Here is a 12,057-nt window from a genome sequence, read left to right on the forward strand (position 1 = left end):
AGACCGTGTGCAAAATCGCAGCATGTTGTGCATTCGCGCAGCGCAACGGGCAGAGTAACCGTTGCATCGGTGCAGCGGCGTGCGGAGCGATGGAAGGTGATGGAGCCGTGCGGGTGGGGTATCCACCCCAATGCAAAGCGCTGCTTCACGTCCCGCTGACGGTGGTGACCTCCACGTAATGCCGCGCATGGATGGCCGGCGCCGGCATCACCGGCGCATCCAGCTCGCCCCCCGAGAAGCAGCGGAAGTGGTTGAGCACCATGTCGTAGCCGGACAGGTAGCTGAAGGCAATGCCACCGGAGAACCTCGGGTTGACGTCCATCAGCAGCGCCTCGCCGTCATGGACGAGGAATTCCATGTTGATGCAGCCATTCACCCCCAGCACTTCGGCAACCCGGCCCGCCGCCTCGACCAGCGACGCATCGGGCAGCATCTGTACGGTCAGGCCGGCGCCGGTGGGCGTGCGAATCAGCTCCTGCCGGGCCATGCCTGCCCACTGCCCCGTGCCGGCCTGCCGCACCACGTCGACGACGCACACCTCGCCGGGCAGCAGCGGCTGCACGATGTAGTCGCGATCCCGGCACTTGTCCTGGATGTAGCGCAGGTAGTCCGGGTCCTGGATACGCACCAGCCCCTCGCAGTTGCGGCCGTCGCAGGGCTTGGCGATCAGCGGCAGCTCCAGGCCCGGCACCGGCACGTCCCGCAGGCGCCAGGTGGGAATGGTGCGTATGCCCGGGACGTCCTGGAACGCCTGGTGGACCAGCCACTTGTCGCGGGCGACGCGGATGCTCTCCAGCGGCGGCATGCACAGGGTGATGCCGCGGGCGGCGAAGGCTTCATGGTGCAGCGCGAAGGCATCGACCTCGGGATCGATCATCGGCAGGACGTGGGTCACCCGCTCGGCATCGCAGATCTCCAGTATGCGGCGGACATAGGCGTCCACCTCCCGCGCGGGCGGCACCTGGAACGCGGCATCCAGCAAGGCCGAGGTGGCGCACCACTCCGGCGGCCGGTAGTTGGTGCCCAGCAGCCGCGCATTGGAATGGCGGCGCAGTGAATCGATCACCGCCTCGGCGCAGAACGCGCCGGTGGCGGTGATCAGGCAGGTGGGGGAGGAAATGCCGCCAAATAGCGTGCTCATGCACAAACCCCGCTGGCAACACGCCGGAACAGCTCAACCGGAAAGTGAGTTCCCATTGCCTGACGGCCTAGTACGCAATCGTGCTGCTGCCCCCTGGCGCCCCGCTGGCCGTACAAGAATCGACCAGCGGCAAACTCAAGCGTAGCCGCGAACCGGCCGGCCGGAAGGCGCGGGCCCCGGCCAGGGCGGAAAAACCGGCCCGGGCCTCGCCGTCTCTGGCCCGCCGCTCGTCAGGTCCACCAATAGCGCACGAAGTGGAAGAACACCGGCGCGGCGAAGCACACCGAGTCCAGGCGGTCGAGCATGCCGCCGTGGCCTTCGATCATGTGGCCCCAGTCCTTGACCCCACGGTCGCGCTTGATCGCCGACATCACCAGCCCGCCGAAGAAGCCGAGGATGTTGATCATCAGCGCGATCAGCAGCGCCTGCCAGGGCTTGAAGGGGGTGATCCACCACAGCGACCCGCCGATCAGGGTGGCCAGCGCCACACCGCCGACGAAGCCTTCCACGGTCTTGGACGGCGACAGGTTCGGCGCGATCCTGCGCTTGCCGAAGAGCTTGCCGCAGACGTACTGCAGCACGTCAGAAAGCTGCACGACAATCACCAGGAAGGCGATCAGCAGCAGGTTGCGCCCCTCGTAGCCGGCGATGTCCAGGGTCAGCAACGCCGGCACGAAGGAGATGCAGAACACCGCCAGCATCAGCCCCCACTGCACCTTCGAGGCGCGTTCGAGGAAATGCTTGGAGTCGCCGCCCAGCGAAGCGAGGATCGGCAGCAGCAGGAACATGTAGACCGGGATGAAGATGGAGAACAGCCCATACCACTTTATGCCGATCAGCAGGTACTGCATCGGCAGCACGAAGTAGAAGGCCGCCACCAGCGCCGGGTAGTCGCTGCGCCGGGTCGGCATCAGCGTGAGGAACTCGCGCAGGGCGTAGAAGGACACGCCGTAGAACAGCAGGATCACCGCCCACTGGCCCAGCGCGAAGGCGCCGCCGATCACCGCGACCATCACCCACCAGGCGTTGATCCGCGCGTTGAGGTTGTCGATTACCGCGTTCGGTCCGGGCGGCGCCTTCCAGCGCAGCACCGCGCCGACCAGCGAGGCGAGGACGAGGATGGCACCGATGCCACCGAAGAGCAGCCAGGTCTGGTTCATCTCAATGGCCCTCCGGCGCGGCGAGCTTGAGCAGCGCCTCGCGGGCTCGTTCGAGGAAGGCTTCCTTGCCCTCGCCCTCCTCTACCGTCAGCGGCGCACCGAAGCTCAGGGTGCACAGCAGCGGCAGCGGCAGCGCGCGGCCCTTGGGCATCACGCGGTTGAGGTTGTCCAGCCATACGGGCACCAGCTCCACCTGCGGATGCTTCCTCGACAGGTGGTAGATACCGCTCTTGAACGGCAGCAGGCGCACTTCCTCGTCGAGGTTGCGCGTGCCCTCGGGGAACAGGATCAGCGAGTCGCCGTCGGCCAGCGCCTGCTCCACCGGCTCCAGCGGATTGCGGCCCTCCGCACTGCCCTGGCGGTCGATCAGCACGCCGTGGAACACGCGGTTGATGATGAAGCCGCGCAGGCCGCCCTTGCCCCAGTAGTCCATGCCCGCCACCGGCCGCGTGCGGGCGCGCAGCTCGGGCGGCAACGAGGCCCAGAGCAGGACGAAATCGCCGTGGCTGCTGTGGTTGGCGTAGTAGATGCGCTGCGCGGGAATGGGCGTGGTGCCCAGCCACAGGCTGCGCAGGCCGGTCACCGCGCGGGCACCGGCGATGATGGCGTAGGCGAAGAGTCGTTCCAGCATTCCGGGTACGTTCCTCAGGATTGGAAGGTCAGGGTGATCAGGCACAGCAGCGCGACGAGCCACTGCACCGCGCAGAGCAGAACCTGCCTGCGCAACAGCGCGAGCGCGCCTCGACTGCGCTCGCTCCAGGGACGGCCGGCCTTGTCCGCCGGTACTCCGGCGTAGATGGCCAGCGCGTCGTCCAGCTGCCGGGTCTTCTCCGGCAGCGCATCGCCGGCGTTGGCCATGGCCTCGAACAGATCGGCATCCAGCGCCACACGCATGGCGTAGAACTTCTGCACCAGGCCCAGCAGCACCAGCAACGCCATGCTCAGGCTGAATGCCAGCGTGGCGCTGGCCATCAGCACGCCATAGAAGCCGAGCGCCAGGGCCAGCACGGTCAGCGCGGAGGACAGGCCATTGAGGCTGCTGCCACGGCGCAACAGGCTGGCGACGAGGGTCAGGCCCGGATCAACCGACATGGATCACCTCCTGCGACAGGCTCGGCTGGCCGGCGATCTGCGCCAGCACCGCCCGTTGTTCGACCTTGAGCACCACCTGCGGTCGTGCACGCCGAAGCTGCACCACGGCTTCCTCGACCGAGCGGGCATGGCCGGAAACCAGCAGCCACGCCGCGACCAGCGTGGCGCTGCGCGAATAGCCCAGGGCGCAACAGACCAGCAGCGGCCCGGAGGCACGCAACTCGTCGATCAGCGCGGCGCCACGCCGGCACTGCTCGACGCTGGGCGCCACCAGGTCGAGCAGCGGCAGGCATGCGTAACGGCGAGCCCGTGCCATGCAGGGCAACTCGGCGCACAGATCCAGCACGGCGAGGTCGGGCCTTGCTTCAAGATCGGCAGCGCCAGGCAAGCGGCCCAGCCAGAGGCCAGGCAGCACTTCGTCCGGCTGCGGATGGCGGCGCGTCCAGGCGCGGGAATTGATCCAGGCGCCGAGCAGATAGGGCGCCAGCAGCCAGGACACCGCCAGCGACTGCCCACCGTCCGCACGCTTCTGGAAGCCCTCCGCGCCGATGCCCAGGTAACAGAGCGCAACCAGCGCCAGCGACACCGCCGGCCAGAACAACCACAGCCACCCACCACCGCCGACCAGCGCCAGCGTCGCGCACACGGCCGATCCGATGGCGTAGGACGCCGCCAGCCGCAGCCGGCGCGGATCGCCGCTCAGGGCCCAGGCGGCGACGGGCGAGCGCCCTTCGCGCGGCCACAGCCAGACGCACAGGAAGCCGGCCAGCGCGCCGGTCGGCACGTCGATGAAATGGTGCTGCCAGGTGGTCAGCACCGACAGGCCGATCAGCGCGAACCAGCCGTGCAGCAGCCAGCGCCACAGCCCACTGGCGTAGCGCCCGTAGGCGACCCAGAGAATCACCAGCAGCGCGATGTGCAGCGAAGGCGCCTGGTTGAACGGCTTGTCGAAGCCCATCAGCAGGTCGAACAGCCAGCCGAACAGGCCGTCCAGCGCCGGCCGCTCGAAGCTGAAGCGCAGCGGGAAGAGCAGGAAGCAGCTCACCGCGATCACCTGGGCGCTGAGCAGGCGCAGGGCGTGACCGTCCAGCTCGCGGCGCGTGCGCGGCAGCAGGAAGGACAAGCCGTAGAGCAGGTCGATGGACCAGTACGGGATGATCGTCCAGGGCCACAGCGGCATGCCGCGTTCCCAGTCGAACGCCAGCACGCCGACCGACTCGCGCTGCGCCGCCGTCCAGTTGGCAAAGCCGTAGCTCAGGAAAAAGAACGGCCCGAGGAACACCAGCCAGATCACCGCCCGGCGCAGCACGCCGGGCTCGCGCGGCGCCATCAGCCGCGCTCCCGGCGAGCCAGGGACACGGTGAAGATGCCGTCCTCGTCGATACGCTGGGCCAGCTTGCGGAAGCCGGCGGCCTCCACCAGTTGGTCCATCTCCAGCTGCGTGCGCCGGCGCATCACCCAGGCCTGGCCGGCACGGTGGCTGGTCAGGGCGCGGGCGATCAGTTCCAGTTGCGGGTGCCAGGGTTGGCCGGTGTAGATCAGGTAGCCGCCTTCCTCGACCGCCTCGCCCAGGCCGCCCAAAGAGCCGCTGACCATGGCGTTGTCGGCGAACAGCTCATAGAGGCCGGAGACCACCGCCAGCGTCGGTTTCGGTTCGACGGTGGCGAGGTCCGCGCCGTCGAAGGCATCGCCCTGGACGAAGCGGGCGCGCTCCTTGAGGCCAAGGCGCTCGATCAGCGCTGAGCCTTCACGCACGTTCAGTTCGCTGTAGTCGCGCAGCAGCACGCTCTCCGGCAGCGGCTCGACGCCCTGCAACGCTTCGAGGATGTAACGGCCGTGCCCGGCGGCGATGTCGAGGATGCGCACTTCACGGCCCTGCTCGCGCAGGCTGGCCATGGCCTGGCGCAACAGCTCCTCGATGTTCACCTTGCGCTGGCGGATGCCGCGCCAGCCGGCGGATTCCAGGTAAGTGCGGTCGATCATCCGGCCCACCGGCCCGGCGCCGGCGGGCTGGTTGCGGTAGACGTAATCCAGGGTGCTGCCGGAATCGAAACCGGTCTGGAAGCCCAGGTTGATGCCGTCCGAGAGCAGGCGGCCCAGGCGCATGTTGGCCCGCGTCGCGCGCCAGAAGAGGTCGCGGATCGACCAGGCCGGCAGCGGCGTGGCCAGCGCCTCGGCTTCGGCGCAGGTGTAGCCGAAGCGATCGGCAGCGCGCAGGTCGGGGCGCTCCGGCGCCCGGACAAAGCATTCGAGCATGAAGCGCCGGGCGCGGCTCACCGCCTGCTCGCGGTGCAGCTCGCCGAGGGTGTCGTGGAAGAAGCCGGGCAGGACGTGCAACTCCTTGCGCGCCGTGCCGAGGTTGTCGAAGAAGCGCTGCTGCGGCTTGCGGTGCACCACGACGTCGGAACCGGAGATGAGCAGCTGGGTCGGCACCTGGATCGCCTGGGCATCGGCCACCACGCGCTCGGCAGCGGCGTAGAGGCCGAGCAGCACGTTCACCGAAATGGCGCGGGCGATCAGCGGGTCGCTGTCGAAGGAGGCGATGCGCTCCGGGTCGTGGGTGAGGAAGTTGGATTTGACGTAGCTGTTGACGAAGAAATTGCCGCGCCACCAGCGGGCCAGCTTCAGCCCAGGTCGGGCGAAAGGCACGTAGAGCTTGACCTTGAAGGCCGGCGAGGCGAGCACAAGGCTGCGGATCGGTGGCGCGTAGTCATGCACCCAGGTGGAAACCAGCACCGCGCCGACGCTCTGCGCCACCACCGCCATGTCGCTGACGGCGATGCCATGAGTGGCGGCGATGTGCTCGACGAAGGTCTGCACGTCGCGAACGCTGGTGCCGAAGCTCGGGCTGTCGCCGCGCGCGCCGGGGGACTGGCCGTGGCCACGGGCATCCCAGGCGAAGATGTCGAAGCCGGGCATGTCCAGCTCGTCAGCCAGGTGGGCGATGCGTCCGGAGTGCTCGTGGCCGCGATGGAACAGCAGCACCGCCCGGCGCGGTTCCTCTGCGGCGGATAGCGCCGGCCAGTGGCGGTAGAACAGTTCGACGCCGTCGTGGGTCACGAAGTGGTGATTCGAAGATTCGCGCATAACTTCCTCTGTTCGATGGCTTGGGGGACGATCCCGTCCCCGCCGTTCAGGTCTTGGTGCGTACTCAGGCGGCGGACTTCTCCCGCTGCTCGGAGAGGCCATGGCGCACGCGATTGACGATGGTCAGCAGCAGCAGCACCGCCACCACCACCAGCAGGTCGTTCAGCCAGCCCAGCGGCAGGATTCCCGTCGCCAGCCCCGCGCCGAAAATGCCGAAGCACAGCGCGCGGTCGCTCTTGCCCATCGGGCCGTCATAGCGGCGCGAGGCGCCGATCATCACGCCCAGCACGCCAGCGTACTCGCTGATGATCGCCAGCAGCACGACCAACACCACCAGCCCCGGCGCGACGCCCGGCAGCAGGGCGAACGGCAGGTACAGGGCGCTGTCGGCGATCACGTCGGTGAGTTCGTTGAGGTAGGCGCCGAGCTTCGACTGCTGGCCGAACTCGCGGGCGAGCATCCCGTCCATGGCGTTGAGCGCCATGCGCACGAACATCCACAGTGGAATCAGCAGAAAAATCCAGAGATGGGCACTGAGCAGCGCGACGACCAGCGCGACCAGCAGCGAGGCGCCGCACGCGGCGAGCGTCACCTGGTTGGCGGTCACGCCACGCTGGTGCAGGCGCGTCACCTGGGGACGCAGGAGGTTCTGGAAGCGCGACTTGAGTTGGTAGACGGAGATCATGAAGGTCCTTCTCATCGATCGGAACGAACAATCCACAGCCCTGTGGACCCATCGAGCATAGCCTCACGGTGGAAGCAGAGCTGTAGGAAGCGTCTCAACACAATAGATGAACGATACCGTATGCCGAGGCACAAACCGCCGACAGGCAGCGCCCATGAAAAAGGCGGAGCCCCTTTCGGAGACTCCGCCTTCTGGCCGATGCAGGGTGATCAGGCCAGCTTCAGCAGGCCCATGCCCAGGATCAGCATCGCCAGGCCCAGCCAGCCGCGCCAGGACAGGCGCTGGCCGAACAGGGCCCAGCCCATGGCCACGGTGGCGAGGATGCCGAAGCCGCCCCACACCGCATAGGCCACCGACAGTTCGATGCCACGGACCGCCTGGGACAACGCGGTGAAGGCACCCAGTACGAAGAGAATCGAGGTGACGCCGAGGAGGCGTTTGCGGAAGCCGTCGGAATACTTCAGCAGCAGGTTGGCGATCACTTCCAGGACGATGGCCAGGCCCAGCCAGGCCATCGGAATCAGGTCATGGTTCAGCATGCTACGGCCTCCATGTCGGTCTCACGCTCGTTCTTGCGGGTGCCGGATTTCACCAGCAGGATGCCGGCGATCATCACGACCAGGCCAAGAGCCTTCTCCAGGGTCAGGTCCTCGCCCAGCCAGGCGGCGCTGACCAGGGAGATCAGCACGATGCCGATGCCTTCCCACAGGGCGTAGGCCACGCCCACCGGCACATGCTTGATGGCCAGGGACAGGAAGAAGTACGACAGGCCGACCATCAGGTACATCAGCAGCAGACCCGCGACCGGGTACAGCGCATGGGTCAGTTTCATCGAAGTGGTGCCAACGACTTCAAAGCCGATGGCGGCAAACAGATAGATCCAGGAACGCATGGTACAAGCCCTCCATGGGCGGCCGCGCGCAATCTAAGAGCCTGTTTACGATCTGCTGCGCGTCGGCTGGAGGGCGTTGGAAACTACCCTCAGATGCTCATTTGCAGTCGCAAACTCCGCTCTTCGGCTACTTTCCGCCTACTCCAGCTCTAGCTCGCTGGATCGTAAAAAGGCTCTGAAAGCATCCTTGCGGCGGTTTTCGGTTCGGGTTCGGTGGCGCCGACTCGGGCGACGGAGGTTCCGCCGCGCTTGGCGCCACGCTCAGGTGGCTACCGAAGGGAGGGGCTAGAGGTCGCCGGTCCAGTAACGCTCGCGCGAAACCAGGCGGGAAGTGGGGAGAGGTAGAGCCTTGATGTTCAACATAATGAACACATTATGCCGATTTTCGGGTCATCAGGCAAATCGACGCCGTCGATCATGGGTATGAACGCCCATATATAGGCGCCTGAAGAGCACGCCGGACAGCAGGCGCCATCAGGGTTGTGCAATATTTTGTTCACACCGTTCAACCTGCGACAGCACGCCGCGGCCGTGACCTGCGCCAGCGCCCGGCCATCCGCCGCCCTGTTAGTATCCACAGCCAGTACACCGTCGGAGACTGCGATGATCGCTCTGCGAGACGCCTGGAAGGCCGGCCTGTTCGGCCGTGAGCACTGGACACGCAATCTGGTGGCCGGGGTGATAGTCGGGGTGGTGGCACTGCCGCTGGCCATGGCTTTCGCCATCGCCAGCGGGGTGAAGCCGGAACAGGGCATCTATACGGCGATCCTGGCCGGCGCGCTGGTCTCTGTGCTGGGCGGCAGCCGGGTGCAGATCGCCGGGCCCACCGGCGCCTTCATCGTCATCCTCGCCGGGATCACCGCCAAGTACGGCGTCGACGGCCTGCAGATCGCCACGCTGATGGCCGGCGCCATCCTCGTGCTGCTGGGCATGAGCCGCCTGGGCGTGATCATCCGCTTCATCCCGGCGCCGGTGATCGTCGGCTTCACCGCCGGCATCGGAGTGATCATCTGGGTCGGCCAGTGGAAGGACTTCTTCGGCCTGCCCGCCGTCAGCGGCGAACACTTCCACCAGAAGCTCTGGCACCTGCTGCAGGCGCTGCCGCAACTGCACATCGCGACCACCCTGCTGGCGCTGCTGAGCCTGGCACTGGTGCTCTTCACGCCGCGCGTCAAGGCGCTGCAGCGGGTGCCCGGCCCGCTGGTGGCGATGGTGGTGGTGACGGCCATCCAGTCGCTGTTCCACTTCGACGGCGTGGCCACCATCGGTAGCGCCTTCGGCGGCATTCCCCAGGGTCTGCCGAGCTTCAGCCTGCCGGAGGTGACCCTGCCGCGCGTGCTGGAACTGATCGGCCCGGCCTTCGCCATCGCCATGCTCGGCGCCATCGAGTCGCTGCTTTCGGCGGTGGTCGCCGACGGCATGGCCGGCACCCGCCACGATTCCAACCAGGAGCTGATCGGCCAGGGCATCGCCAACCTGGTCACCCCTCTGTTCGGTGGCTTCGCCGCCACCGGCGCCATCGCCCGCACCGCCACCAACATCCGCAACGGCGGCAATAGTCCGCTGGCCGGCGTCACCCACGCCGCGACCCTGGTGCTGATCCTGCTGTTCCTCGCCCCGCTGGCCTCGAACATCCCGCTCTGCGCGCTGGCGGCGATCCTCTTCGTGGTCGCCTGGAACATGAGCGAAATGCGGCACTTCGTGTTCATGGTCAAGCGCGCGCCGCGGGCCGACGTGGCGATCCTGCTGATCACCTTCCTGCTCACGGTGTTCAGCGACCTGGTGATCGCGGTGAACATCGGCGTGATCCTCGCCATGCTGCACTTCATGCGGCGCATGGCATCGTCGGTGGAAGTGCACGCCAACGAAGGTCCGGAGCTGGAGGTGGAGCTGCGCGGCCGCGGCCTGGCCGAACTGCCGCCAGGGGTGCTGGTGTACAGCATCGAGGGACCGCTGTTCTTTGGCGCGGTGGAGACCTTCGAGCGTGCCCTGGTCACCACCCACACCGACCCGAAGGTGCTGATCATCCGCCTGCGCCGCGTGCCCTTCATGGACATCACCGGCCTGCAGACGCTGCAGGAAGTGATCGAGGACCTCCAGCGGCGCGGCATCGAGGTGCGCCTGTGCGAGGCCAACGCACGGGTGCTGGGCAAGCTGCGCAAGACCGGGATACTCGATGCGCCGAGGGCGGCCATCTATCACCCGGACTTCCCCGCCGCGCTGACGGCCTCGACGGCGGCGGCCGATACCATCGCCCTCCCCTGAAGGGGGAGGGCGCCACGCGTCATTTCACCAGCCGCGCATCCAGGCTGTTCTGCGCCAGCCGCTGCGCCTGCTCCTGGGTCATGCCCAGGTGCTCGTGCAGCGCCTGGAAGTTCTCGGTGACGTAGCCGCCGAAGTAGGCCGGGTCGTCCGAGTTCACCGTCACCTTCACCCCGCGTTCGAGCATGTCGAGGATGTTGTGCTCGCGCATGTGGTCGAACACGCAGAGCTTGGTGTTGGACAGCGGGCAGACGGTCAGCGGGATCTGCTCGTCGATGATGCGCTGCATCAGCCGCTCGTCCTCGATGGCGCGCACGCCGTGGTCGATGCGCTCGATCTTGAGCAGGTCCAGGGCTTCCCAGATGTATTCCGGCGGACCCTCTTCGCCCGCATGGGCCACGGTGAGGAAGCCTTCGGCGCGGGCGCGGTCGAACACGCGCTGGAACTTGCTCGGCGGATGGCCCACTTCGGAGCTGTCCAGGCCGACGGCGATGAAGGCGTCGCGGAACGGCAGGGCCTGTTCCAGGGTCTTGAACGCCTCCTCCTCGGACAGGTGGCGCAGGAAACTCAGGATCAACCCGTGGCGGATGCCCAGCTGCTTCTCGCCGTCCTTGAGCGCGCCCTGGATGCCACGCAGCACCACTTCGAAGGGGATGCCGCGGTCGGTGTGGGTCTGCGGATCGAAGAAGGGTTCGACGTGGATGACGTTCTGCGCCTTGCACTTCTGCAGGTAGGCCCAGGTCAGGTCGTAGAAGTCCTGCTCGGTGCGCAGCACGTCGGCGCCAGCGTAATAGAGGTCGAGGAATTCCTGCAGGTTGTTGAAGGCATAGGCCTTGCGCAGGCTCTCGACGTCGCCCCAGGGCAGGACGATCTTGTTGCGCTCGGCCAGGGCGAAGAGCAGCTCGGGCTCCAGCGAACCCTCCAGGTGCAGGTGCAGTTCGGCCTTGGGCAGGGCATTGAGCCAGTCGTACATGATGAGGTCTCGTTATCAGGCGGTCGGGGAAATTATCGCACGGCCCACCAAGGACGCAGGGCGATTGTCGAGTGCCCCGCGAATAAGCCTACAAGTATCGAGATGGTTTCCGGTGGCAACTTGGGCTTCGAGCGGTACCGGAGGATGGAACGGAAGTCCTATATTGAGCCATGACAGAAAATTTTACTGTCTTGTGAAACTTTATCTAGGATTTCCACTATGAAAAAGCTGAAATCTTCTGTGCTTCCTCTCGTATTCGCCCTGACGGCAGGATTCACCACCCATGCCTCCGCGGATTGCGCGCACAAGCGTGCCGCGCTCGAGTACCAACTCCAGAAAGCGCAGCAGTACGGCAATTCCCACCGCATAGCCGGCCTGAAAAGGGCGCTGAGCGAAACGAATGCCCACTGCGTCGATCAGAACAGCTCCGCCCAGTTGAGCAAGACCCCGGAGCAGAAAGTGGCAAAGCTCCAGAGCAAGCTCAGCGACAAACAGCAGGACGTGCGAGAGGCCCAGGCAGACCTGCGCGAGGCCCAAGCCAAAGGCGACCCCGGGAAAATCGCCAAGGCCCAGAACAAGCTGCAGGAAAAGCAGGCAGAGGTGACCGAAATCACGAAGCAACTGCGCAAGGTACAAGCTGAGCTGACTGCCGAACGCTGACGACCCGAGGGCTGCGCACGCCCTTCGAGAGGGGCTGTCTGCGGCTGGTGCGCCTTCCGGGCATTGCCTAAGATGGCGCACTCGCTTTTACCGGAAATGGATAGC

At 66.5% G+C, this 12,057-nt stretch carries 12 protein-coding genes; 2 read left to right on the top strand and 10 right to left on the bottom strand.

Annotation, left to right across the window (positions count from 1 at the left end; genetic code table 11):
* Positions 1-145 precede the first annotated feature (145 nt).
* The 9 genes from J5M67_RS13350 to J5M67_RS13390 all read right to left on the bottom strand — a co-directional run bounded on the left by J5M67_RS13350 (position 146) and on the right by J5M67_RS13390 (position 8,090).
* Positions 146-1,141 carry an ATP-grasp domain-containing protein gene (locus J5M67_RS13350; protein ID WP_207885808.1) on the bottom strand — a complete coding sequence of 332 codons (996 nt, stop codon included), beginning with the start codon at positions 1,139-1,141 and terminating at the stop codon, positions 146-148.
* Positions 1,142-1,371: 230 nt separating this feature from the next.
* A complete protein-coding gene (locus J5M67_RS13355; protein ID WP_207885809.1) occupies positions 1,372-2,301 on the bottom strand; it encodes a phosphatidate cytidylyltransferase in 930 nt (309 codons plus the stop codon).
* Position 2,302: 1 nt separating this feature from the next.
* Positions 2,303-2,932, bottom strand: a complete 630-nt coding sequence (locus J5M67_RS13360; RefSeq protein ID WP_207885810.1) for a 1-acyl-sn-glycerol-3-phosphate acyltransferase — start codon at positions 2,930-2,932, stop codon at positions 2,303-2,305.
* Positions 2,933-2,946: 14 nt separating this feature from the next.
* Positions 2,947-3,393, bottom strand: coding sequence for a hypothetical protein (locus J5M67_RS13365; protein WP_207885811.1), 447 nt, complete (start codon positions 3,391-3,393; stop codon positions 2,947-2,949).
* Complete coding sequence (locus tag J5M67_RS13370) at positions 3,383-4,723, bottom strand: phosphatase PAP2/dual specificity phosphatase family protein (protein WP_207885812.1); 1,341 nt, start codon at positions 4,721-4,723, stop codon at positions 3,383-3,385. Before J5M67_RS13370 ends, J5M67_RS13365 begins: the two co-directional genes overlap by 11 nt.
* Positions 4,723-6,480 (bottom strand): bifunctional alpha/beta hydrolase/class I SAM-dependent methyltransferase, encoded by a 1,758-nt coding sequence (locus J5M67_RS13375; RefSeq protein ID WP_207885813.1) that lies wholly within the window; start codon positions 6,478-6,480, stop codon positions 4,723-4,725. The genes J5M67_RS13370 and J5M67_RS13375 overlap by 1 nt, the downstream gene beginning before the upstream one ends.
* A gap of 64 nt (positions 6,481-6,544) precedes the next feature.
* A complete protein-coding gene (locus J5M67_RS13380) occupies positions 6,545-7,165 on the bottom strand; it encodes a CDP-alcohol phosphatidyltransferase family protein (RefSeq protein WP_207885814.1) in 621 nt (206 codons plus the stop codon).
* Positions 7,166-7,374: 209 nt separating this feature from the next.
* A complete protein-coding gene (gene mdtI / locus J5M67_RS13385) occupies positions 7,375-7,704 on the bottom strand; it encodes a multidrug/spermidine efflux SMR transporter subunit MdtI (RefSeq protein ID WP_207885815.1) in 330 nt (109 codons plus the stop codon).
* Complete coding sequence (locus J5M67_RS13390) at positions 7,698-8,090, bottom strand: SMR family transporter (protein ID WP_368735929.1); 393 nt, start codon at positions 8,088-8,090, stop codon at positions 7,698-7,700. The genes mdtI and J5M67_RS13390 overlap by 7 nt, the downstream gene beginning before the upstream one ends.
* 570 nt (positions 8,091-8,660) lie before the next feature.
* On the opposite strand from J5M67_RS13390, the gene J5M67_RS13395 reads away from it, so the two are divergent.
* Entirely contained in the window at positions 8,661-10,322 is a 1,662-nt protein-coding gene (locus tag J5M67_RS13395; RefSeq protein ID WP_207885817.1) for a SulP family inorganic anion transporter, read from the top strand.
* A 19-nt stretch (positions 10,323-10,341) separates the two neighbouring features.
* Here J5M67_RS13395 and J5M67_RS13400 read toward each other — a convergent pair whose 3' ends face one another.
* Entirely contained in the window at positions 10,342-11,292 is a 951-nt protein-coding gene (locus J5M67_RS13400) for an adenosine deaminase (protein WP_207885818.1), read from the bottom strand.
* Between the two features lie 219 nt (positions 11,293-11,511).
* On the opposite strand from J5M67_RS13400, the gene J5M67_RS13405 reads away from it, so the two are divergent.
* A complete protein-coding gene (locus J5M67_RS13405) occupies positions 11,512-11,952 on the top strand; it encodes a DUF1090 domain-containing protein (protein ID WP_207885819.1) in 441 nt (146 codons plus the stop codon).
* Positions 11,953-12,057 lie beyond the last annotated feature (105 nt).

It is taken from the genome of Pseudomonas sp. 30_B (genome assembly GCF_017491605.1).
Taxonomy (GTDB): Bacteria; Pseudomonadota; Gammaproteobacteria; order Pseudomonadales; family Pseudomonadaceae; genus Pseudomonas.